The organism is Collinsella aerofaciens (genome assembly GCF_039752955.1).
Lineage (GTDB): Bacteria > Actinomycetota > Coriobacteriia > Coriobacteriales > Coriobacteriaceae > Collinsella > Collinsella aerofaciens_BI.
Window position 1 is genome coordinate 12,189 of the sequence record NZ_JBDMHB010000011.1, and the last position, 22,424, is coordinate 34,612.

Consider the following 22,424-nt stretch of genomic DNA (forward strand, 5'->3'; position numbering starts at 1 on the left):
GTTAACTATGCATTATATTCGCTTTTCTTCTAAAGCCAGTTCACCCATAGTGAACTTGTTCGGATATAGAGGGGACGGAAGCACATGAACAACGGACTGTTTACGTACTTAGCAGCATTGCTATTGTTTGGCTTCAACGGCATCATCGCCGCTGCCATCGCGCTGCCGAGCTCGGATATCGTGCTACTACGCACGTTTTTGGGCGCACTCTCGCTTGTCACCATTCTCGCCATCACCCAACGCCATAAGTTGCAGGCGCCATCTCGCCCCCGCGAAGCCGCAGCCCTCCTCCTCTCGGGAGCTGCGCTGGGCGCCAGCTGGATTTTTCTGTTCCGCGCCTACCAGACGATCGGCGTCGGCGTATCCTCGCTGCTGTACTACTGCGGCCCCATCATTGTCATGGCACTCTCCCCGCTCATCTTTGGCGAAAAGCTGACCGGCGGCAAAATCGCCGGCTTTATCGCCGTTGCTTGCGGTGCTTTTCTCATTGCAGCGCAAGGTCTAGGCGGCAATATGCCCATTGCAGGTATCGCCTGCGGCATCGCCTCGGCATTTTGCTATGCGCTGATGGTCATCGCTAGCAAGGGCGCGCCACACATCGAAGGCCTCGAGAACTCCACGCTCCAGGTGAGTGCCGCCTTTGTGACCGCGCTGGTCCTCACGCTCATCACGCAGGGTGCACCCTCATTCCTGTCCGCCGGCGTCGCCGCAGGCATCGATTGGCGCGCCGTCGTCATGCTCGGCGTCGTCAACACCGGCATTGGTTGCCTGCTCTACTTTAGCGCCGTCGCCAAACTGCCTGTGCAGACCGTCGCCGTTGTCGGCTACCTGGAGCCGCTTTCGGCGGTCGTGTTCTCCGCCGTCCTTTGGGGCGAAGCCATAACACCGGTCCGTCTGATGGGTGCCGCGCTTATCATCGGCGGCGCGATTTTTTGCGAACTCGCCGGCAAACGCGCAAGCGCCAAGGCTGGCATAGCCCAGACAGCACGTGCTTAAAAGCCCCTGTTTTGAAATGCTACCTACGTACATAAATAATCCCCAGCTGGGGATTATTGTCTAAAATAACCTGATGTGCCAAACTGCTCTTGTATGTATAAAGACGGCATAAAGATTATCTGTCCTAGACAGACAACCGGATGTCTAAGGGAGTCCACGTGGCACACAACAAACTGGAGGCAAACCCCCAAGACCAGCGTGGTCAAGGCGGGCACGGAGCCATCCCCCTCTCCGCTGGCATGCTGCTCGTAACGCTCGGCGTCGTATACGGCGACATCGGCACGAGCCCCATGTACACCATGAAATCAATCGTCGCCAACAACGGCGGCATCGGTACCGTCAGCGAGGACATGATCCTGGGCGCGCTTTCGCTCGTCATCTGGACCATGACGCTCGTGACCACGGTCAAGTACGTGGTAATCGCCATGAAGGCCGACAACCACAACGAAGGCGGCATCTTCGCCCTGTTTAGCCTGGTACGCAAGGTGGCACCGTGGCTGATTCTCCCCGCCATGATCGGCGGTGCGGCGCTGCTCGCCGACGGCATCCTCACCCCCGCCGTCACGGTTACCACGGCCATCGAGGGTCTGCGCACCATCGAGTGGGGCCACGCACTATTGGGTGACGGTCAGACCAATGTGATCATCATCACCATCATCATTATCTGCGGTCTGTTTGCCATGCAGCGCGCCGGCACCTCGTCAATCGGCAAGCTCTTCGGCCCGCTCATGACGCTGTGGTTCCTGTTCCTGGCAGGCGCCGGCCTGTTCAACATGCTCGGCAACCTGTCCATCTTGCGCGCGCTCAACCCCATTCGCGGCATTATGTTCCTGTTCTCGCCCATCAACCACTCGGGCATCATGGTGCTCGGCTTCGTCTTCCTGTCGACGACCGGCGCCGAGGCGCTCTATTCGGACATGGGTCACGTGGGCAAGGCTAACATTTACGCATCCTGGCCGTTCGTAAAGGCGGCCCTCATCCTTAACTATCTGGGTCAGGGCGCTTGGCTGCTCGCCAACAACTCCAACCCCCAGATGCTCGCGATGGATATTGTTAACCCGTTCTATATGATGCTTCCCGAGCCCCTGCGCCCCTTTGCCATCGTGCTTTCGGCCGTAGCGGCCATCATCGCCTCGCAGGCGCTCATCACCGGCTCGTTCTCGCTGGTATCCGAGGCAACGCGCCTCAACCTTATGCCGCACCTGCGCATCCACTACCCCAGCGACACCAAGGGTCAACTCTATATTCCGCTCGTCAACAACATCATGTGGGTCGGCTGCATCTTCATCGTGCTGCTGTTCCAAAACTCCGAGCGCATGGAGAGCGCCTACGGCCTCGCCATTACCGTGACCATGCTCATGACTACGACGCTTTTGACGAGCTATATCGCTGGCATTCTCAAGCACAAGCTGGGCGCCTGCGTCTTCGCCCTGCTCTTCGGTGCCATTGAGCTGTGCTTCTTTGCCTCGTGCCTCACCATGTTCTTTGACGGCGGCTATGTGATGATCTTCCTGGCCGCACTGCTGTTTGGCCTTATGTACGTGTGGCGCCGTGGCACCGCCATCGAGCGCACGCAGACGATTCTGTTGCCCGTCTCCAAGTACATCGATCAGCTCAACCGCCTGCGCAACGACGAGACCTATCCCGTGCTCGCCGACAATCTGGTATTTCTCACCAACAGCCCCGACCCGCTCACGCTCGACCGCGACGTGCTCTATTCCATCCTGGATAAGCATCCCAAGCGCGCCAAGGCATATTGGTTCATTAACGTGCACGTTACCGACGAACCCTATACGCACGAGTATTCCGTCGAGACCTTTGGCACGGACTTCCTCTTCCGCGTTCGCCTGGACCTGGGCTTTAAAGTCAACCAGCGCGTCAACGCTTATCTGCGTCAGATCGTCGGCGACTTGATGGCATCGGGCGAGCTGCCGCCGCAACATCACACCTACTCCATCTACGAGACACGCGGCAACGTGGGTGACTTCCGCTTTTGTATGCTGCGCAAGATGCTTGCCCCCGAAACGGACATCAACCGCAATGACCACCGCGTGATGGCCATCAAGTACGCCGTCCGCCGCGCCTGCGGAAGCCCGGCACGCTGGTACGGTCTTGAGAACTCGGCCATCATCATCGAGTACGTGCCGCTGTTTGCCCGCATGCGCCCGGCCGTTAAGCTCGTGCGCACCCAGGTGCCGCTCGAGGTTCAGATCGAAGAGGCCGAGGAAATGGAAGTCGACATCTTCTCGGACGACTTGGTCAACGGCAACGAAGCCGGTAAGGACATGAACGTCGATCCCACCGAGTTGCTCGAGAGCGTCGCCGATACGCCCGAACAGCAACTCGACGGACTCGAGAGCACCCAGTTCAACGACGCCAACTTCTAACACGCCATCAGCCATTGACGACAACGGCCTAGCATCTCATAAGAGGTGCGAGGCCGTTTTATGTCGCAACGGACCAGTGAGCTACGAACGACGCGGCTCGGGAACCACGAGCCTATCGGGGCTCGCGCCCTCAGCATCCATCAGGCTCACGTAGCGAATCGACGGATCCCCATACATCGCGTAGTAATAATTGCCCGTGCGCGCGCTAAAGCATCCGGTGTAGATAGTCTTCTCGAACTCACCATCGCCCATCCTGGACGCTCCCTCGATCATCACCACGCCCTCGAGCGAGCGGAACATGCGAACGACGTTTTCGGTCTCGCTCTCCTTTTGCGGGTAATTGGCATTGAGGTACGCCGCCTTTACAAAACGGCTCGGCGAATAGCAATCGCCCGGAATGCCGCGCATGCCGGCACCGGCTCCATAGGGCTTAAGCTCGGCGCCACGCCATGTCGCCGTCTGCGGAAAATCGCTTGTGGCGGTGATATAGGTGCGCAGGTTTTCCATGTGCCACGGGAAGGTCGGCTGGTTGGCAAGGGTGTCGACCGGATCGTCGTATACATGCAGGCCGTCAGCCATCATCTCGACCACGATGCTGCGCTGGCTGTCGCCGATAATCCAATGGAGCAGCGACACGCCCAGCCCCTCTCCGGCAGATTTGGCGACAATCACCGTGTCGCGCAGCGCGGCCTCGACCTCATCGACCGTCGAGAACGTCGCTGCCACCCACAGGGGAAACTCATAGGCCGCGATATTGTTCTTGCCGTCGACAGGGCCCTCGGCATACTCGGCATAGCCGGGAAAGTTGAGCCCCGCCACAGCCAGACCCGCATCGTTACCGCAATCGAAAAACATGGGATAGTTCTTGTAATCGATGCACATACCGATCACCGCGTGTGCCGCTGTCGCGTCGTCGATAAACGAATACGGAATGTGAAACCCGCGCGGCATCACGCGAACCTGTTGGCCGTAGTCAAAGCTCCAGTCGAGATTGCGGCCCAGATACATGTGGCCAGAATTATCGGTAAATCGAATACTCGTACACATAGCGCCTCCTAGCTTTACGTTCTTGCTAATTTCATTGTCTCCAAACAAAAAGGCGCTAAACACAAAAGCCCGGACATGACAACAATGTCATGCCCGGGCTATTCAAGCAGGATAAACTCAACCAAGTTAACCCCGCAGGTCGTCTAAGGGGTCAAAGTGCCGCAGATTGCCACGAAAGAGGAGCGAAGCGTACTTAAGGTACGCGAGCGACGATTGAGCGGCAAGGTGCGGTGCTTTGGTCCCCTTAGACCAACTTTCCAAGACAGTGATCGATCATATGCTGGATCATCTGTGCCTCGAAGCCGACGAAGTCCTGCTTGCGCTCGCGCATCTTGCCGTCGACGATCACGTCATAAGCAACCTTGCACTTGATGTAGCGCGTGGACTTGGTGACCTCCTCGTGCGTCAGGCAGCTCTCCTCCATCTTGCTGGCGCCCAGGCCAAACACCAGACGGGGGTTGTAGAGCACGTGGGGCTCGCCGGCATCGTCCAGGTAGACGCAAACCTTCTTGGTAACGCCAATCTGGTTAGCGGCAAGGCAGCCGGCATCGTCGAGCGACTTGATGGTATCGATCAGGTCCTGAGCAACCGACTCGTCCTCGACGGTCGCAACCTCGCAACGCTGGGACAGGATAGCCTCGTCGTGGCAAAGCTCTTTAATCATACGTTCCTCCATAGGGGTCGTTGTAACCGCTTAAGTATACGGTACCCACACATTTTCATGCGAAAAATACCGTCCGTCTGCTACAAAGCGCCGAACATCAACATGCGAGGAACAACAGCGTCGTAAAGGGGCTATAGTGGGTGAGTTCGTGTCAATCGGCCTAAACTCGGGGCCGAACAAGGAAAGGGTATGCATGGACGAACTATTTCACGTCAGCGAGCGCAAGTCCACAATCGGGACCGAACTCCGCGCTGGACTGACAACATTCCTGGCGATGGCCTACATCATCGCCGTCAACCCCGCGGTGCTCTCGGGCGCTGGCATCGATGCGGGAGCGCTCGCCTGCGCCACCTGCCTGGGCGCCGGCATCATGACCATCTGCATGGGCATCTTCGCCAACCGCCCGCTCGCCTGCGCGTCGGGCTTAGGCGTCAACGCGATGATCGCCGGAATCACCACCACCGTCTGCGGCGGTGACTGGCACGTGGCCATGAGCGTCATCTTCCTTGAGGGCGTCGTCATCTTGCTGCTCGTGCTTTGTGGCCTGCGCGAGGCCATCATGGACGCCATCCCGGTTGTCCTGCGTCACGCCATCTCGGTGGGTCTGGGCCTGTTCATCGCCATGATTGGCCTGTGCGATGCCGGCATTATCACCGCTGGCGCCGGTACACTCGTCGGTCTGGGCGACATCACCTCCCCCACCTTCATCGTCGGCATCATCTCCATCCTGGTGACAGTCGCCCTCGCCTGCCGCAACGTCCCCGGCTCGCTGCTCATCGGCATCGTCGTCGCCGTCATCGCCGGTATCCCCCTAGGTGTGACCCAGGCTCCGACCGGTATCATCGCCCCGCTCGACTTCTCGAGCATCGGTGGCCCCATCGCCGACGCCGGCGGCGTGCCTGCCATCGTCAAGGTCCTTACCGACCCCGCGCTCCTCGTCATCTCGTTCTCGCTGCTCATGAGTGACTTCTTCGACACCATGGGCACCGCGATGGCCGTGGCCAAGCAGGGCGAGTTCCTCACCGACGACGGCAACGTCGAGAATATCAAGGAGATTCTGATCGTCGACTCCGCCGCCGCCGCTGTGGGCGGTTTCATGGGCGTCTCCTCCATCACCACCTTCGTCGAGTCCACTTCCGGCGCCGCCGACGGTGGCCGCACGGGCCTCACCTCCGTCACCACCGGCGTGCTGTTCATTCTCGCCGCGTTCTTCTCCCCCATCGTCACCATCGTTTCCAGCGCCGCCACCTGCGGTGCTCTGGTCTACGTCGGTTACCTCATGATGAGCGAAGCCTCCGAGATCGACTGGTCCGACGTGTCGCAGGGTTTCCCGGCGTTCATGATTGTCGCCGGCGTGCCCTTCACCTACTCCATCTCTGCCGGCATTGGCCTGGGCTTTATCGCCTACGTGATCGTCGCGCTCTTTAAGGGCGAGGCCTCCAAGATCAAGCCGCTCATGTGGATCGCAGCCCTTGCCTTCCTCGTCTACTTCTTCGTGGCGTAACGGCATAGTCTGCTAAAACAAAACAACAAGGCGCGGAGTCGCATCGAGCGGCTCCGCGCTTTTCTTTTAAAGCCAGGCAACGCACAGACGCGCGATGTTTTGCTTCCCAAGTTTTGGACATTTTGCCCTCCAAACGGCACTACCGCCGGCTACATCCTGCAGATATGCTGGGCTTAATCGCATAGGCCCTATGAGGATGGGAGTAACCATGGCCGCCTTGTTCACGACCCCCAAGCGCAATGACAAAACCTCTGGAGCCCATTTTGTCGAGCCCGACGTGTGCCGTCGCACGCTGCTCGCACACGGCAGCTGGCGCCGCGTGACGCGCCGCATCGTCTGCGGCCTGGCCTGCGCGCTCACGGTGAGCTCGCTGCTCATGCCGAGCGTCTCGCTCGCGGCCGAGTGGGTGGACGTCGGCGGCGTCCGCCACGAAGCGGCCGCGGGGCCCGCGGGAGACGCCGCCGGCACCTGGAGCTGGGACGGCGCCGATGACATGAAGCTCAACGGCTATAACGGCGGCGCGATCGAGGCAGCGGGCAAGCTCAACGTGAGCTACGAGGGCGACAACATCGTCACTAACGGCGACGGCCGCGGCATCAAGGTTAAGGATGGCGCGAACGAGAACGCCGAGCTTAATATTCAGGGCGACGCGTCCAGCACGCTCAACGTGACATCTTCTCGTGACGCCATCACTTCCGTCGGCAGCATCAACATCGACGGCGCTGGCACTGTCAACGCCACGAGCACCGAGCACGATGCCATCGATGCCGGGGGCGATGTCACCATCAAGGGCTCGGGAAACGTTAACGCCACGGGCGATTCGGATGGCATCAGGGCCGACGGCAACATCACGATCGACAACAGCGGAACCGTCACCGCCAAGGCCACCGAGGATCAGGGTATCGATGCTAACGAGAACCTCATCATAAAGGGCGGCGGCAAGGTAGAGGCAAGCTCTATCAAAGACAATGCGATTTGGGCCGACGGCAACATCGAGATCTCGGGTGGCAGCCAGGTCAAGGCAAGCTCCGAGGAAGACGCCACCATCGACGGTAAAAACAGCCTCACGGTCACGAACGCTTCCCTCAACGCAAGTGGCGTTGGGTATGGCATCTATGTCTACAAGGGCATCACGTTCGATGGCGCAACCGTAACGGTCCGTGCAAGTGCAGGGAACGATGAAGCCAGCGCCCTCTTCACCGACGAGGACGACATCGTCATCAAGAACGGCTCGATCGTGGATGCGTTCGCAGAAGGCCAGTTCTCGACCGCAATCTTCACCAGAAACTACTACCCCAACGAAGCGGGTGGTCACATCTACATTAGTGACTCCGTTGTCAAGGCTATAGCCCGCTATGTCGAGTCCGGTAGCGACGGCCCCGATCACTACAGCAACGACCAAAGCGGCGCGGTCATTCCCGAGCATAGGGGCGTGAACATCGGCATCTTTGCCCGGACCAAGGAGGGCATCACGCCCGCGACCATCTCGATTGTCCGCAGTAAGGTCAAAGCTGAGGGAGACACGGCGGCAATCTTCGCCCTTGCCGTGAGCGCGGACGGCGAGACAATCGGCACCATCGAGATCGAAGGCGCTCCCATCCAGACGCCCACAGGCGGCAAGATCATTGGCTATCGCAACAAGGAAGAACTCGATGACGGCATCTTCTACGTGGTGGGTCAAACCATCGGCACGGGCGACGCTGTGATCGACTCCCCCTATAACGAAGCTGTCGCCAAGAGCACGGTCATCGCGCCTCCCGAGGAGATCAAACCCGAGGAGAAGCCAGGCGAGACCAAGCCCGAGGGTTCCAAGTCCGAGGGCACGAAGACGACCAAGACCGTTGCAGTTGCAGCCACGGGAGCCAAGATCGCCGGCAAACTCGCAGCAACCGGCGACGCCTCGAGCGCAGCCATCGTGGCGGCCGCCCTTGCGGGAACAGCCGCCATCGCCGCGGGCGCCGTGGTGAGCCGCAAGCGCTCGTAAACACTTTTTCGCACGGGACGGGTGGATCGCGGCCCTTGCCTTCCTCGTCTACTTCTTCGTAGCGTAAGGGCAAGGCTGCAAAAGCTGAACAATAAAGCGCGGAGTCGCCATGCGGCCCCGCGCTTTTCTTTTAGCGCCGGTCCCTGCGCCGGCGTGCGGCCTATTTCTCCCCCATTTTGGCCATTTTGCCCTCCAAACGGCACTACCGCCGGCAACATCCAGCAGATACGCTGAATCTAGTCGTATAGGCCCTATGAGAACGGGAGCAACCATGGCAGCCTTGTTCACGACCCCCAAACGCAATGACACTACCGCCGGAACCCATGTTGCCGAACCCGACGTTCGCCGTCGCATAGGACTCGCGCACGGCAGCTGGCGCCGCGTGACGCGCCGCATCGTCGCGGGCGCCGTGTGCGCGCTCACGGTGAGCTCGCTGCTCATGCCGAGCGTCTCGCTCGCAGCGGAATGGGTCAAGGTCGGCGGCAACAAGTACAACACCGCGGCGAGCGACGAGGCCGGTACCTGGTCGTGGGACGGCGCCGACGACTTGAAGCTCAACAACTATAACGGCGGCGAGATCCAGGCCGCAGGCAAGCTCAACGTGAATTACTCGGGAACCAACATCGTCACTGCCGAATGGATCGAAAGCATCAACGTTTCTCATGGCACTAACGAGAATGCCGAGCTCAATATCCAAGGCGACGAGGGCGGCACGCTCAGCGTGACATCTACTGAGGACGCTATCCTCTCCACGGGTAATATCAACATCGACGGAGCCGGATCCGTCAACGCCACGAGCACTGGGTTTGATGCCATCAATGCCGGAGGTGATCTCGCTATCAAAGGTTCGGGCAACGTCAACGCCACGGGTGCATCGGATGGCATCAGGGCAAACGGCAATATCACGATTGACGACAGCGGAGCCGTCACCGCCAGGGCTACCAAGGACAAGGGTATTGGAGCCGACAAGAACCTCACCATCAAGGGTGGCGGGACGGTCGAGGCAAGCTCAGCCGATGGTGAGGCCCTTTGGAGCGGCGGCAATATCAACATCTCGGACGGCGGCCAGGTCAAGGCAAGCTCCGAGAAAGACGCTGCCGTCGAGGCCAAGGGCAGCCTCGCAGCCACAAACGCCTCCCTCAACGTAAACGGTGTTGAATATGGCGTCTATGCCCACAAGGGCATCACCCTCGATCATGCAAACGTGACGGTCCGTGCAAGTAAAGGCAGATACGGTGGCGCCAACGCCCTCTTCACCTACCAGGACGACATCGTCGTCAAGAACGGCTCCACCGTGGACGCGTTTGCGGAAGGCGAGGTTTCGGCTGCATTCTCCACCAGAAACGATCGACCCAACGAGAAGGGCGGCCACATCTACATCAGCGACTCCGTTGTCAAGGCCATAGCCCGCTATGTCGAGAACGGCGACGGCCCCATCCCCTACAGCGAAAACCAAGATGGCGAGACGAGGCGCGAACCCCAAGGCGAGAACATCGGCATCATCGCCCAGACCAGCGAGGGCGTCACACCCGCAGTCATCTCGATCATCCGCAGCAAGGTAACGGCCGAAGGAGATACAGCGGCAATCTTTGCCCGTGCCATGAGCGCTGACGGCAAGACAATCGGCACCATCAAGATTGAGAACGCCGCCATCCAGACGCCCGAAGGCGGCAAGGTCATTGACTATCGCAAGCTCCGTGACGGCATCTACGAGGCAGGCCAAGCCATCGGCACGGGCGACGCCACGATCGACTCCCTCTATATCAAAGCAGTCGCCAAAAGTACGACCATCGCACCTCCCGAGGTAGCCAAGCCGGAAGACCCCAAACCCGACGAGACCAAGCCCGCAGAAAGCAAGCCCGCGGAGTCCAAGCAGAACCCCAAGCCTGAGGGCTCAAAGCCGACCAAGGCCGTTGCGGCTTCAACCACGAAAGCCAAGGCTACCGGCGTGCTCGCGGCAACCGGCGACACCTCGGGTGCGGCCATCGTGGCAACCGTCCTTGCGGGAACAGCCGCTATCGCCGCAGGCACCATGGCGAGCCGTAAGCGTTCTTAGACGCCTCTGCGCACATGGCAGCTCCCGCGAAGGCCCCGAGCCCCAGCACCGTTTAACAACGCCACCGCCGAGCTCCCCTCCGGCGGTGGCGTTTTCCATATGCGTCCGCAGGGGATGCACGAGATTGTCTTTGGTCTAGCCCAACCGGCATACGCTGGCGTGCGACAATTGGGGCTGCCGATATCACAACACTGAGAGAAGCCCGTCATGGAAGCGCATCAAAAGCAGATAACCGTTTATTCGAATCATACGGAAAGCGCGCCTGTCATCTACCTTCCTGTGGTCGTGGGCGACGGCAGCGAGGTTTATAAGTGTTGCCGAGAGCTCGACTGTCCGCCATTCGCCCTCGTCACCATTGGCGGGCTCGATTGGAATCGCGAGCTGAGCCCTTGGGCATGCGACGGGACCGTACGCGATGCCGAGCCTTTCGGAGGCCAAGCTGCCGGTTTTCTTGATGAGCTGCTGAATCAGATAATCCCCCAGGTGGAGTCGTCGCTTCCTCAGCCGCCCACCTGGCGCGGCATTGCCGGTTATTCGCTAGCGGGCCTCTTTTCGCTTTGGGCCCCCTGGCAGACCGATGCCTTTGACCGCGTCGCAAGCGCATCGGGATCCCTGTGGTTTCCTGGCTTTATCGACTATGCGCACGAGCACGCGATGGCAGTTACGCCCGACGCCGTCTACCTGTCACTCGGCAAAAAGGAAACCAAGACGCCCAACCGCATGATGCGGCATGTACTCGACGACACACGCGCCATGGAAGCGTTGCTCGTCGAGCGCGGCATTCCAACAACGCTGGAGCTCAACCCCGGCAATCACTTTGCCCAAACCGACTTACGCATGGCCCGCGGCATCCACTGGGTACTGACGCATTAAAAATGGTGCCCACGCGCATATACGCATGGGCACCATATCTTGTTTAGCTGAACGCAGCTGCTACTCAGCAGCCTCCTCGAGCTCGGAGACATCAAACTCAAAGTCGTTACCCGGCAGGATGGCGTTGAGCACGATGCCCACCAGCGAGCCCACGGCAAGGCCGGAAAGCGAAATCGTCACGCCGCCCAGCTCAAGCACGATGGCGCCGGCGGTGCTGTACGCAATGCCGAGCGAAAGCACGAGCACCAGAGCGGCCACCAGCACGTTGCGGTTGTTTTGGAAATCGACCTGGTTCTCAATGAGGTTGCGGACGCCCACGGCGCTGATCATGCCATAGAGCACGAGCGACACGCCGCCGATTACACACGCCGGCATGGCCGCAATGATAGCCGCGAACTTGGGGCAGAACGAAAGCACGATGGCGCAGCACGCGGCAATGCGAATCACGCGCGGGTCGAACACGCGCGTCAGGGCGAGCACGCCGGTGTTCTCACCATACGTGGTGTTGGCCGGAGCGCCAAAGAGCGAAGCCAGGATCGTGGCGAGACCATCGCCGAGCAGCGTGCGATGCAGACCGGGATCGGCAATATAGTTGCGCTCGCAGGTGGAGCCAATAGCAGAGATATCGCCGATATGCTCGATCATAGTTGCAAAGGCCAGCGGCATGATGGTGATGATGGCCGTCGTGGCAAGACCGCTATCGAACTGCGGCCCAAAGAGCGCAAACACGGTGTCATCCCACACGATGGGAAGACCGACCCAGGGAGCGGCTGCGACGCCAGAAAAGTCGACCTCGCCCAGCGCAGCCGCAACGGCATAGCTCACCACAACGCCCAGCAGAATCGGCACGATCTTGACCATGCCGCGACCCCAAATGTTGCAGATGACGATAACGGCAACGGCAATAACAGCCACAAACCAGTTGGTCTGGCAGTTGGCAATGGCGGAGCTCGCCAGGATCAGACCGATCGAAATGACGATGGGACCGGTCACCACCGGCGGGAAGAAGCGCATGACGCGCTTGGCGCCAAATGCGCGGAACAGCGCTGCCAGCACCGGATAGAGCAGACCGGCGCAGGCAACGCCCAGGCAGGCGTAGGGCAAAAGCTCGACCTCGCCGTTGGGCGCGATTGCGGCATAACCCGCAATAAAGGCAAACGATGAGCCCAAAAATGCCGGCACCTTACCACGCGACAGGAAGTGGAACAGCAGCGTACCCAAACCGGCAAACAAAAGCGTTGCCGAAACCGAGAGACCGGTGAGCACGGGCACCAGCACGGTGGCGCCAAACATAGCAAACAGGTGCTGCAGACCGAGCAAAAACATGCGCGGGCGGCCGAGCGACGACGCATCGTAGATGGCATCGCTGGCGGCGGGCGTCGAGGACTGGGACATGAGAGTCCTTTCAAAATGGAAGGGCGCTCGAGCATAGCGGATTACCTGCCCGAACGATACGATCCGAACCATTGTACGCGATGCGCCATGTCTCGCACGCGCCGTCACCTGCGAACGTTACCGCTATTTCCAAACGCGCTCGGCAATACGCTTGACCAGCGCGATCTTTGCCCATTGCTCGTCCTCGGTCAGCTTGTTGCCAATCTCGCAGCTGGCAAAGCCACACTGCGGAGACAGATACAGGTTCTCGAGCGGAACATACTTTGCAGCCTCGTGAATACGCTCGACGATGGCATCCTCGTCCTCAAGCTCAGCGGCCTTGGTGGTCACCAGGCCCAACACGACCTTCTTGCCAGGGGCAACGTACCTCAACGGCTCAAAACCGCCGGCGCGCGGCGTATCGAACTCCAGGTAAAATGCGTCAACATCCTCGTTTGCGAACAGGTATGGCGCGATGGGGTCATAGCCACCCTCGAAGGCATAGGTAGAGTGGTAGTTACCACGGCACACGTGCGTGTTAATGACCAGGTCGTCGGGCTTGCCCTCGATAGCGGCGTTGTTGAGCGCCACGCCCAGCTCACTCACCTTTTGCAGATCAACCGGGCTCATGCCGGTCTTGGACACAAAGTCGGTATCGCAATAGATACCCCAGGTGCAGTCATCAAACTGGATGTTGCGGCAGCCTGCAGCGTACAGGTCGGCGATCACCGTACGATAAGCGGCTGCAATGGCATCGGCGAGCTCTTCGTCGGTCTTGTAGACGGCGCGCAGGCTCTCCTGCTGGCCATCGCAGCGGTCGAGCGTGACCTCAGAGAACGTCTGGATAGGCGCCGGGATGGTCTGGCGTGCAACGTGGTCCTCGCCCTCAAGTGCCTTGACAAACTTAAAGTGCTCGACGAAGGGGTGGTTCTCGCCGCTGATGGGGCCGGTTACCACGGCGGTGTCGGCTGTGGTCTCCTCGTCGTGGAACATATAGCCCGTACGCGAGGTACGGCGTTCAATGCCGTTGAGCCCCCACATAAAGTCGAGGTGCCAGTAACTGCGGCGAAACTCGCCATCGGTAATCACCTGCAGGCCAGCGGACTTTTGCTTGTCCACCAGGTCGCGAATGGCCTCATCCTCGACGGCCTTAAGGCCGGCGGCGTCGAGTGTGCCCGCAGCATAGGCGGCACGAGCGTCTTTCACGGCCTGTGGACGAAGAAAGCTGCCGACGATATCGGCGCGAAACGGCGCGTTCGGTTGAATCGAAGTGCTCATAGATATCTCCCTTTGCATTGGTTGCTTTACTGGGACAGAGTATGAGCGCTCATATGGCCATCGTAAAATATATGTTTATATAGGTTTGTCATAAGTTTTTTCTATATAGAGCAACAGCGGGACTCAGCCTCACATGGGTATCTCGAAGTGAGCTAAATATGCTGACGAATCGCATCGATATAGGCCTGCCCATAGCGCGTGAGCGTCGTGTTCTTGCGCGTAATGATGCCGATCTCCATGTACTCGTCCACATCGAGCGGAATCGAGATAATACCGGGACCGTTAAGTTCATGGCTGATCACACCCGAACACACCGTGTAACCGTTAAGTCCCATAGCCAGGTTGAACAACGTCGCACGGTCGCGTACGCGGATATTCTTGCGACGCTCAAACGTCGAGGTCAGTTCCTCGGAATAGTAGAACGAATTATAGCTGCCCTGCTCATAGGACAGGAACGGGTAGTCTTCCAAGTCCTCGAGCGTCACGCTGGAACGGCCAGCCAGCGGATGGTCTGCACACACAAAAACGTGCGGCGCGGCGCAGAAGAGCCCCTCGAATACGAGCTCGTTGGCGGCGAGCATGCGCTCGATGACCTCGCGATTGTGCTCCGACAGATACAGGATGCCCAGCTCGCTTTTCATATGCGCGACGTCCTCGATAATCTCGTGGGTCTGCTCCTCGCGCAGGGTAAAGTCGTAGCGCGCGGCATCGAACTCACGGATCACATCGACAAACGCATTAACGGCAAAGGAATAATGCTGGCAGCTCACACTAAAGTGCGGCACCTGCTCGGACGCGCCCTTGTACTTACCTTCGAGCAGATCGGCCTGGTCGAGCACCTGTCGAGCGTAGCCCAAGAAGGTCTCGCCCTCCTCGGACACAATGACGCCCTTGTTGGTGCGCTCAAAGATGTGCACACCCATCTCGTTTTCGAGATCGCGAATCGACGCGGTAATCGAAGGCTGCGACACAAAGAGCCGGCGCGAGGCCTCGGTGATGCTGCCGCATTCGGCAACTTTGACGACATATCTGAGCTGCTGGAGCTTCATAGCCTTCTCCCTAGACGTTCATGATGCCAAGACCCGCCGCATCCATCTGGCGCATAAACGGCGGCATCTCCCCCGTCGCGGCGCAGGCGGCAATCTGGTGCAGAGCCCCGGCAACCGCATCGTCTGCCGCAGCGCCGATATGCCAGCGCGCGGCAGCCGTGACAGCCTCGTTGGCATTGGCGACTGCAACGGAGTTGGGAACGGCATCGATCATGGGCAGGTCGTTATCGGAATCGCCGAATACGGCCACCTCGTCGGGCGTCAGGCCCAAAGCGCGCGCCAACTCCAGCGCAGCACAACCCTTGTCCCAACCAGCCGGAAGGATGTCGAACAGGCGCACTCGGTTGTTGGGAAACACGAGCGAGAGTTCCGGCACCTCGGCGGCAACGCGCTCACGTAGCTCCGCGAGCTCCTCACGCGAACGGGCACTCCAGATATTCGCCTTGAACACCGGTGCGTCATCGACAACAGGACGGCACGGGGCCTCTTCGCCCTTGAGCCACGCGTTGCCGCCCGACTCCATGGCGCGGCGCACGCGCTCGGGGTCGCTCGTCACGCAATAGGCATCGTTATCCCAAAAGTCATCACCCAGGCTGTAGACCTTCAGATACGTATCGTCGGTCTCTTGCTCCAAGTAGTCAGCCAAGCGCATAAGGGCGGCGTTGTCGGTCGCATGCGAGGCTACCGCCTCACCGTCCACAAACATGACCTGGCCGTTACAGAACGCGCCAGTCGAGAAGCACTCGGAACGATTTTTGAACATCCAGCCCATCGCGGACGGCTGACGGCCCGAAACCGGGCCAAAGTGCAGACCCGCCGCCCGCATGGCATGAATGCCCTCGATGGCGTAGTCGCTAGCGCCGTCATGCCCGGCTGGAATCAGCGTATCGTCCATATCGGTCAGCACAAGTTTAATCATAAGGCCCCCATTCGTATCGGTCCTACCTATTGTAACGACCTGCCAAAATAAACCTGTCCCTTTTTGGCAGGTGCGCTAGTATAGGGAACAACAGATTCGATGCGGGAGTGCCGGCGGTGCAAACCACAAGGCTGAGAGGGCATGGAGCCCAATCCTTTGAACCTGTCAGTTAATGCTGGCGTAGGGAGCATGCCGCCTTTACAGGGGCGCTGTCTATGCACAGCGCCCCTTTTCTATGCCAAGGAGGCATGTGCAGTGATTGATTCGGAACAGCTTAAGCAACATATGGTCAAGGCCGTGGAGGAGATTCACGCCACCAATCCGATGGCCGGCTCCATCACCAACACGGTGACGATCGACTTTGTCGCCAACGCACAGCTCGCCGTGGGCGGATCGGCCGCCATGGTCTATCTGCCCGACGAGGGCGAGGCCCTCGTTGCCGGCGGCGGCGCTATCTATCTCAATATGGGCACGCTCTTCCCCATCTACGAGCAGACGATTCCCCGCGCGGCCAAGGCGGCACACGATGCCGGCAAGCCCTGGGTGCTCGATCCGGTTGGCCTGGGCATCGGTAGCCTGCGCACCCAGCTGGTAAACGAGCTCAAGCAGTACAAGCCCGCCATCGTGCGCGGCAACGCCTCCGAGATTATCGCGCTCGCCGGCCTGTGGGGCCTTGAGGGCGAAGCAGCTGATCTGAGCCGCGTGCGCGGTGTCGATACCACCGACACGGTCGATGCCGCCCGCGACGCCGCCGTGGCGCTCGCCCGCTACACCGGCGGCGCCGTAGTGGTCTCGGGCGAAGTCGACCTGATCACCGACGGCACGACGGTGGCCAAGTCCCACGGCGGCAGCCCGCTCATGTCCAAGATCACCGGCTGCGGCTGTTCGCAGGGCGGCGTGCTGGCCGTGTACGCCTGCGTTACCGATCCGTTTACGGCGGCAGTCTGCGGCGCCGCCGTCTACAACGTTGCCGGCACGCGTGCCGCCGCTGTCGCCGATGCCCCGGCAAGCTTTAAGGTCGCCTTTATCGACGAGCTCTACCGCGCAACCGCCCAGGACATTGCCGATAACCAGCTCGAGCTCGAGGAGGCATAAGCCATGTCCGAGCCCGTAACCAATGCCGGCATGAACACGCTCGTCGCCGTGGCCATCGCCCCGTGCGGCACCGGCGACGAACTGTCCGCCGAGGTCGCCGAAGTCGTGCGCGTCATTCGCGAGAGCGGCCTTCCCAACCGCACCACCTCGATGTTCACCGAGATCGAGGGCGACTGGGACGAGGTCATGCAGGTCGTGCGCGACGCAACCTTTGTGTTGGCGAGCAAGGGCATCCGCACCGAAGTCGTGCTCAAAGCCGATATTCGACCCGGATTTACCGACACCATGACCGGCAAGCTCGAACGCATGGAAGCGCAGATCAAAAAGCAGGAGGAAGCACGATGAGCATCCGCGACAACCTTGATATCTCGGCCTATCTGGTACTCGGCCCCGAAAACACCCTCGGGCGCCCCGTGGGCGATGTGGTGGCCCAGGCACTCGACGCAGGCTTTACCTGCATCCAGGTGCGCTCCAAGGTGGCAAGCGCCCGCGAGATCATTGCGCTGGCCGGCGACGCCGCGCAGGCAATCGCACAGGCTGGCAAGACCGGTCAGGTCGCCTTGCTAATCGATGACCGCCTGGACTGCGTACTCGCCGCGCGCGAGCAGGGCATTGCCGTCGACGGCGTGCACGTGGGCCAGAGCGATATTCCCGTCGAGGTCTGCCGCAAGCTGCTGGGCCCCGATGCCATTGTGGGCCTTTCGGCCCGTTGCGAGGAGATGCTCGAGTACGTCAAGACCGCCGACATGAGCCTGGTCGACTACCTGGGCATCGGCCCGCTCCACGAGACCGAGACCAAGCGCGACTGCGGACGCGCGGCCGACGGCTCTATCATCACCAAGAGCTTTGAGGACCTGGCCGCACTCCACGCGGCAAGCCCCGTGCCCATCGTGGTGGGCGGCGGCGTCAAGACGGCCGACCTGCCGCAGCTCAAGGCCACCGGCGTCGATGGCTTCTTTGTGGTGAGCGCCGTCTGCAGTGCTGACGACCCCTGCGCCGCCGCCAAGGAGCTCGTCGACACCTGGCAACAGGCATAGGCATAAGCCGAGCAGCTGATCCGCAGCCTCACATCTTTAGCAATGGAAAGCGCATCCCAGTTTGGACCTCCATTCCGGGATGCGCTTTCCGCCGAGTCCGCGGCAGTTTGCTCTACCCCGCTAGGTAGGCCTCCAACGCCGGCAAAGTCGCCTCCGCATCTCGACGACCGATCTGATAGATGCGCTCGAGCTCATCGGGCTCGCGGCATAGCGACGGCACCTTCACCGATTCGCTCGGCCGCACCACAAAGATTTCGCCGGCAGCCTCGCGACGTGTCAGGTCATCGAGAGTGGTATTGTAAACCTCATGCCGATGCTCAAGCGCTGCGACAAACTCCGGGTAGTGACGGAACACGCGACGCAGCATGGGCATCACGCTGTTGGGCTGCTTCACAAAGCCCGCCGGCTGCGTGAGTACCACGATATTGCGGTCATACCCCTGTGAAAACAACCAAGCGCTGGGAATGGAATCGGCCACGCCACCATCCAGATACTTATGCCCGTCAATAGCAACGGGACGCGTCGCCACAGGAATCGCCGACGATGCCCGGATCCACTCGATATCCCTCTCGTCGCCATAGGGCAGGTCGTGGTAGACGGCCTTGCCCGTCTCGATATCAGTACACACGCACGTAAACCGCATGGGACAGGCGCGATACGCCTCCAAGTCAATGGGATCGCGCTCGATAGGCACCTCGTGATAGGCAAAATCGGCATTGAACATATCGCCGGTCCGCAGCCAGCTTGCTACACCCGCATAGCGCTTGTCGGCACAATAGGCCTTGTTATAGCGAATGGCACGGCCGATCTGGCGCGATTTAAAGTTGTAGCCAAACGCCGCGCCCGCCGAGACACCCACCATATGGTCGCAAGTCAAACCGTGCTCCATCCAAACGTCGAGCACGCCCGCCGTATACATACCGCGGTAGCCGCCTCCCTCGAGCGCCAGCCCCACCGTGCGCGTCATATTTGGCTGTGCCATGCGACCATCTCCGTTCCTGCGTTTAAAACCGGGACAAGTATACCCGTCAACATATATCGTCTCAGTCGCATTTTTATCGGACATCGCATCGTCGCGCTGCCGTTTGTCGAATAATAGCCACCCACAGCATGTGCACCCCTATATAATTTTGTACTGTTGTTTATTACTGTTGTTTATTACTGTTGTTTATTACTGTTGTTTATACTACTCAGCAGTTATCAACAGCGAACATTAGCCGGCAAAGTAACCCAACAACGCAGCAAGGCGGGGGCCTGGATACACGCAAAACGCTGAGCAACGACGCGTGTACACGACGAGCTCGCCCGACGCAATCCGCCCCGACTTCAGAAAGCCGCTTAGAACATGGATACTGTCAGCAATTACACCGAAACGCTCGAAAAGACCGTCCGCGACCTTCTCGAGCGTCAGGATGATCTGATTAGGACCGCCTTTACCGACCAGCTTACCGGACTTGGCAACCGCGGCGGCTTTGCCCGTTCCCTCGAGGAGCTCTGGGAGCAGGACGCTCCCGTTACCATGGCGTTCATCGATATCGACAATCTCAAGCACTGCAACGATGTCTTTGGCCATGACGAGGGCAACCGCTATATCTTGCAGGTAAGCCTTTATCTCAAGCTGTATATGAAGGTAGACGAGGCGGCATTTCGTCTGGGAGGCGACGAGTTTGCCATCCTATCTACGATAGCGACCGAGGACGACCTCGCCGAACGTCTGGAACACTGCCGAACGATCCTGCTCAAAAACAACGATTCCGAGATGCCCCACTCGTTTAGCTACGGAGTGGCACACGCCGACCCCGCCCTGGGCGAAGCCTCCAATCGCATGACACTCGATGCCGACCATCGCATGTACGACTACAAGCTACGTCATGCCATGCACCTCGATCGGCGCAATATTACGCAAGTCCACGCCGACGACTTCGAAATAAGCGATCGTATTTTCGACGCTTTTTCGATGCTCAACGAGGGCCGTTATTTCTTTATCGAGAACTTGGACAAGGACCGCACCCTTTGGTCGCAAGGTGCCTTGCGCGATCTCGGTCTTCCTTCGGAGCACATAGACAGCTGCCGCGATTTCTGGAAGACGCGCGTCCATCCCGATGACCTCGAGGCCTACGCCAACGACATCAACCAGATCTTTAACGGCTCCAAACACCGCCGCGTCATGCAGTACCGCATGCGCAATGCCGCGGGTGACTACGTTCTCTGCCGTGCTCGCGGGTTTCGCATCGACGGCGACGGAAATGTCCCCTCGCTCTATGTCGGCGAACTCGTCAACCACTCGCTTGCCGAAACCGTCGACGCCGCCACAGGCCTCGGAACGCAGCGCATGCTGGTCAACGCTATCGATGCCTGCCGTCGCGACCGCTGCGAGACGGGGCTTATAGCGGTGCGCATTCGTGGCACGGCGAATCTCAACGAGCTCTACGGGGCCGAGGCTGTCGACAACATGCTTGCCGAATACGCAGGCCGCATGCTGTCGATCACCCGCGGCAGAAGCCGGGTCTTCCGTTCACGAAGCGTCCAGTTCGTCGTGCTCAGCAACGATTTGGACCATGAGGCATTCGAGCAACTGACCCGCCACCTTAAAGAGGCTGTTTTCGCTCCTGTTCAAATCGCGGGCGACACCATTACTCCCGTCTGCCTTGTCGTCCCGGCCTTTTACGAGCAGTTAACCCATCAAGCGACCGCCGTTTTAGGCGAACTCGACCGTCGCCTTCGCACGGCCGGCGGGCTTGTTCCCAACGACAGCCTCCCCATACCCGAGGCGGAGCGCAAAAGCGCCATCGCCGAACGTATCGACTCGCTCACGGGCCTCTACCGCCCCAGCGAGTTTATGCGCCGTGCCAATGCCTTCATCAAGGCAAGGCGCGACGGCGCTTGGTGTATCGCCACCGTCGACATGGGCCACATGCGCCTATTTAACGAATGGTATGGACAGGCCGAAGGCGACCGTATGCTTGCCGATGTGGGCACGGTGCTCAAGGATATCGAGAACGCCGACATGGGTGTCGCGGGATACTGGGGACAAGACGACTTTTGTCTGCTCATACCCTTTGAGCACGATTTCGTTCACCGTGTCTATGCGCGCGTGCGCGAGGCTGTAGCCAAGCACAACGACGGCGTAGGTTTTTGGCCGTCCATGGGCATTTACCCCATCGACTCCAATGAGGAGATCACCATCGATGCGCAGGCAAAGGCCATGTTTACCAATCGACGCGCCAAAAACGACTTCAAGGAGCGCATTGCCATTTTCCGCCCCGAAGAATATGAACACGAGATTGCGTTCCACCGCACGCTGACCGAGTTCCAGTACGCGCTCTCAAACGGCCGCATCACGTACTACCTGCAGCCCCAGGTCGATATGGAAACCGGCGAGATCATTGGCGCCGAGGCACTCACCCGCTGGATTGACAAGGACGGCTCTCTCATTTCACCCGCAACGTTTATCCCCGCACTCGAGGAAAGCGGCTTTGTGGTGACGCTCGACAAGTACATTTGGCAGGGTGTCGCCTCGTGGCTGCGCGTGCGTCTCGATCGCGGCCTTCGTGTGGTTCCGGTCTCGCTTAATGTGTCGCGCGTGGATATCCTTGCCTGCGACGTTGCCGAGCATATGGGGGCGCTTGCCGCCCAATACAACCTACCGCCCGAGCTCATGCGTATCGAGATCACCGAGACGGCTTATACGGGAGAGTCCGAAGCCGTGGACAAACTGACAGCCGACTTGCACACCCGCGGCTTCTCGACCTATATGGACGATTTTGGCACCGGTCAGTCCACGCTCGCGATGCTCAAGAACGTCAACGTCGACGTCATCAAGCTCGACCGCACCTTTGTGCCCACCGACCGCGATCAAGGCCGCAGCGCGCAGATCGTGTCATCGATGCTCGAGATGGCGCAGTCGCTCCATCTGCCCATTGTAATCGAAGGCGTCGAGACAGATGAGCAGGCGAACATGCTACGCCACATGGGTGCCCGCTACGCTCAGGGCTTCCTCTACTACCGCCCCATGCCGGCGAAGGATTTTGAGGCATTGCTCGATGGTGGCAATAACAACTGATACGCTCGCGCGCAAAACGCCACCGTCGAAGGGGGCATTTGTCTCCATTAGCTAACTTATTACCCCAATTCAAACCGAATTGGGGATATGATACAAAC

At 59.8% G+C, this 22,424-nt stretch carries 17 protein-coding genes and 1 riboswitch; of the genes, 10 read left to right on the plus strand and 7 right to left on the minus strand.

Annotated elements, in window-relative coordinates:
• The first annotated feature begins 84 nt into the window (after nt 1-84).
• Together ABHR75_RS04150 and ABHR75_RS04155 are read left to right on the plus strand one after the other, a co-directional pair.
• Complete coding sequence (locus tag ABHR75_RS04150; RefSeq protein WP_346963715.1) at nt 85-996, plus strand: DMT family transporter; 912 nt, start codon at nt 85-87, stop codon at nt 994-996.
• Between the two features lie 140 nt (nt 997-1,136).
• Nucleotides 1,137-3,383, plus strand: a complete 2,247-nt coding sequence (locus ABHR75_RS04155; RefSeq protein ID WP_346963716.1) for a KUP/HAK/KT family potassium transporter — start codon at nt 1,137-1,139, stop codon at nt 3,381-3,383.
• Nucleotides 3,384-3,464: 81 nt separating this feature from the next.
• On the opposite strand, the gene bsh is transcribed toward ABHR75_RS04155, so the two are convergent.
• Both bsh and ABHR75_RS04165 read right to left on the minus strand, forming a co-directional pair.
• Nucleotides 3,465-4,430, minus strand: a complete 966-nt coding sequence (bsh, locus tag ABHR75_RS04160; RefSeq protein WP_346963717.1) for a choloylglycine hydrolase — start codon at nt 4,428-4,430, stop codon at nt 3,465-3,467.
• A gap of 244 nt (nt 4,431-4,674) precedes the next feature.
• Nucleotides 4,675-5,094, minus strand: a complete 420-nt coding sequence (locus tag ABHR75_RS04165) for a peptide deformylase (RefSeq protein WP_117746174.1) — start codon at nt 5,092-5,094, stop codon at nt 4,675-4,677.
• Between the two features lie 193 nt (nt 5,095-5,287).
• Between ABHR75_RS04165 and ABHR75_RS04170 the strand changes: the two genes are divergently transcribed.
• The 4 genes from ABHR75_RS04170 (at nt 5,288) to ABHR75_RS04185 (ending at nt 11,511) form a co-directional block, all read left to right on the plus strand.
• On the plus strand, nt 5,288-6,598 hold the full coding sequence (locus ABHR75_RS04170) for an NCS2 family permease (protein ID WP_138375321.1): 1,311 nt from the start codon (nt 5,288-5,290) through the stop codon (nt 6,596-6,598).
• Between the two features lie 208 nt (nt 6,599-6,806).
• Nucleotides 6,807-8,582 carry a hypothetical protein gene (locus ABHR75_RS04175; protein WP_346963718.1) on the plus strand — a complete coding sequence of 592 codons (1,776 nt, stop codon included), beginning with the start codon at nt 6,807-6,809 and terminating at the stop codon, nt 8,580-8,582.
• A gap of 271 nt (nt 8,583-8,853) precedes the next feature.
• Nucleotides 8,854-10,638, plus strand: a complete 1,785-nt coding sequence (locus ABHR75_RS04180; protein ID WP_346963719.1) for a hypothetical protein — start codon at nt 8,854-8,856, stop codon at nt 10,636-10,638.
• Nucleotides 10,639-10,845: 207 nt separating this feature from the next.
• Entirely contained in the window at nt 10,846-11,511 is a 666-nt protein-coding gene (locus ABHR75_RS04185; RefSeq protein ID WP_346963720.1) for an alpha/beta hydrolase, read from the plus strand.
• A 60-nt stretch (nt 11,512-11,571) separates the two neighbouring features.
• Here the strand turns inward: ABHR75_RS04185 and ABHR75_RS04190 are convergent, their stop codons facing one another.
• From ABHR75_RS04190 to ABHR75_RS04205, 4 genes are all read right to left on the minus strand, one after another.
• Nucleotides 11,572-12,906, minus strand: coding sequence for a uracil-xanthine permease family protein (locus tag ABHR75_RS04190; protein WP_346963721.1), 1,335 nt, complete (start codon nt 12,904-12,906; stop codon nt 11,572-11,574).
• Nucleotides 12,907-13,029: 123 nt separating this feature from the next.
• On the minus strand, nt 13,030-14,163 hold the full coding sequence (locus ABHR75_RS04195) for a 5-methyltetrahydropteroyltriglutamate--homocysteine S-methyltransferase (protein WP_346963722.1): 1,134 nt from the start codon (nt 14,161-14,163) through the stop codon (nt 13,030-13,032).
• 152 nt (nt 14,164-14,315) lie between these two features.
• Nucleotides 14,316-15,212 (minus strand): LysR family transcriptional regulator, encoded by an 897-nt coding sequence (locus tag ABHR75_RS04200; protein ID WP_006234513.1) that lies wholly within the window; start codon nt 15,210-15,212, stop codon nt 14,316-14,318.
• 10 nt (nt 15,213-15,222) lie between these two features.
• Nucleotides 15,223-16,131, minus strand: a complete 909-nt coding sequence (locus ABHR75_RS04205) for an HAD-IIB family hydrolase (RefSeq protein WP_346963723.1) — start codon at nt 16,129-16,131, stop codon at nt 15,223-15,225.
• A gap of 93 nt (nt 16,132-16,224) precedes the next feature.
• Nucleotides 16,225-16,335, plus strand: a riboswitch (TPP riboswitch).
• A gap of 51 nt (nt 16,336-16,386) precedes the next feature.
• On the opposite strand from ABHR75_RS04205, the gene thiM reads away from it, so the two are divergent.
• Genes thiM through ABHR75_RS04220 form a run of 3 tightly spaced genes read left to right on the plus strand, consistent with a single transcriptional unit; the run spans nt 16,387 to nt 18,263 of the window.
• Complete coding sequence (gene thiM, locus ABHR75_RS04210) at nt 16,387-17,226, plus strand: hydroxyethylthiazole kinase (protein WP_346963724.1); 840 nt, start codon at nt 16,387-16,389, stop codon at nt 17,224-17,226.
• A 3-nt stretch (nt 17,227-17,229) separates the two neighbouring features.
• Nucleotides 17,230-17,571 carry a thiamine-binding protein gene (locus ABHR75_RS04215; RefSeq protein WP_343000889.1) on the plus strand — a complete coding sequence of 114 codons (342 nt, stop codon included), beginning with the start codon at nt 17,230-17,232 and terminating at the stop codon, nt 17,569-17,571.
• Nucleotides 17,568-18,263 (plus strand): thiamine phosphate synthase, encoded by a 696-nt coding sequence (locus ABHR75_RS04220; RefSeq protein ID WP_346963725.1) that lies wholly within the window; start codon nt 17,568-17,570, stop codon nt 18,261-18,263. The genes ABHR75_RS04215 and ABHR75_RS04220 overlap by 4 nt, the downstream gene beginning before the upstream one ends.
• Nucleotides 18,264-18,375: 112 nt before the next feature.
• On the opposite strand, the gene ABHR75_RS04225 is transcribed toward ABHR75_RS04220, so the two are convergent.
• Entirely contained in the window at nt 18,376-19,245 is an 870-nt protein-coding gene (locus ABHR75_RS04225) for a patatin-like phospholipase family protein (protein WP_346963726.1), read from the minus strand.
• Nucleotides 19,246-19,608: 363 nt separating this feature from the next.
• On the opposite strand from ABHR75_RS04225, the gene ABHR75_RS04230 reads away from it, so the two are divergent.
• Entirely contained in the window at nt 19,609-22,326 is a 2,718-nt protein-coding gene (locus ABHR75_RS04230; RefSeq protein ID WP_346963727.1) for a bifunctional diguanylate cyclase/phosphodiesterase, read from the plus strand.
• The last annotated feature ends 98 nt before the right edge of the window (nt 22,327-22,424 follow it).

Excerpts from the sequence above, each read along its gene's own strand:
- ABHR75_RS04185 (WP_346963720.1), top strand. The coding sequence starts at position 10,846 with ATGGAAGCGCATCAAAAGCAGATAACCGTTTATTCGAATCATACGGAA.
- ABHR75_RS04215 (WP_343000889.1), top strand. The coding sequence starts at position 17,230 with ATGTCCGAGCCCGTAACCAATGCCGGCATGAACACGCTCGTCGCCGTG.
- ABHR75_RS04155 (WP_346963716.1), top strand. The coding sequence starts at position 1,137 with ATGTCTAAGGGAGTCCACGTGGCACACAACAAACTGGAGGCAAACCCC.
- ABHR75_RS04180 (WP_346963719.1), top strand. The coding sequence starts at position 8,854 with ATGGCAGCCTTGTTCACGACCCCCAAACGCAATGACACTACCGCCGGA.
- ABHR75_RS04200 (WP_006234513.1), bottom strand. The coding sequence starts at position 15,212 with ATGAAGCTCCAGCAGCTCAGATATGTCGTCAAAGTTGCCGAATGCGGC.
- ABHR75_RS04190 (WP_346963721.1), bottom strand. The coding sequence starts at position 12,906 with ATGTCCCAGTCCTCGACGCCCGCCGCCAGCGATGCCATCTACGATGCG.
- bsh (WP_346963717.1), bottom strand. The coding sequence starts at position 4,430 with ATGTGTACGAGTATTCGATTTACCGATAATTCTGGCCACATGTATCTG.
- ABHR75_RS04220 (WP_346963725.1), top strand. The coding sequence starts at position 17,568 with ATGAGCATCCGCGACAACCTTGATATCTCGGCCTATCTGGTACTCGGC.
- ABHR75_RS04165 (WP_117746174.1), bottom strand. The coding sequence starts at position 5,094 with ATGATTAAAGAGCTTTGCCACGACGAGGCTATCCTGTCCCAGCGTTGC.
- ABHR75_RS04150 (WP_346963715.1), top strand. The coding sequence starts at position 85 with ATGAACAACGGACTGTTTACGTACTTAGCAGCATTGCTATTGTTTGGC.
- ABHR75_RS04195 (WP_346963722.1), bottom strand. The coding sequence starts at position 14,163 with ATGAGCACTTCGATTCAACCGAACGCGCCGTTTCGCGCCGATATCGTC.
- ABHR75_RS04225 (WP_346963726.1), bottom strand. The coding sequence starts at position 19,245 with ATGGCACAGCCAAATATGACGCGCACGGTGGGGCTGGCGCTCGAGGGA.
- ABHR75_RS04205 (WP_346963723.1), bottom strand. The coding sequence starts at position 16,131 with ATGATTAAACTTGTGCTGACCGATATGGACGATACGCTGATTCCAGCC.
- ABHR75_RS04175 (WP_346963718.1), top strand. The coding sequence starts at position 6,807 with ATGGCCGCCTTGTTCACGACCCCCAAGCGCAATGACAAAACCTCTGGA.
- ABHR75_RS04230 (WP_346963727.1), top strand. The coding sequence starts at position 19,609 with ATGGATACTGTCAGCAATTACACCGAAACGCTCGAAAAGACCGTCCGC.
- ABHR75_RS04170 (WP_138375321.1), top strand. The coding sequence starts at position 5,288 with ATGGACGAACTATTTCACGTCAGCGAGCGCAAGTCCACAATCGGGACC.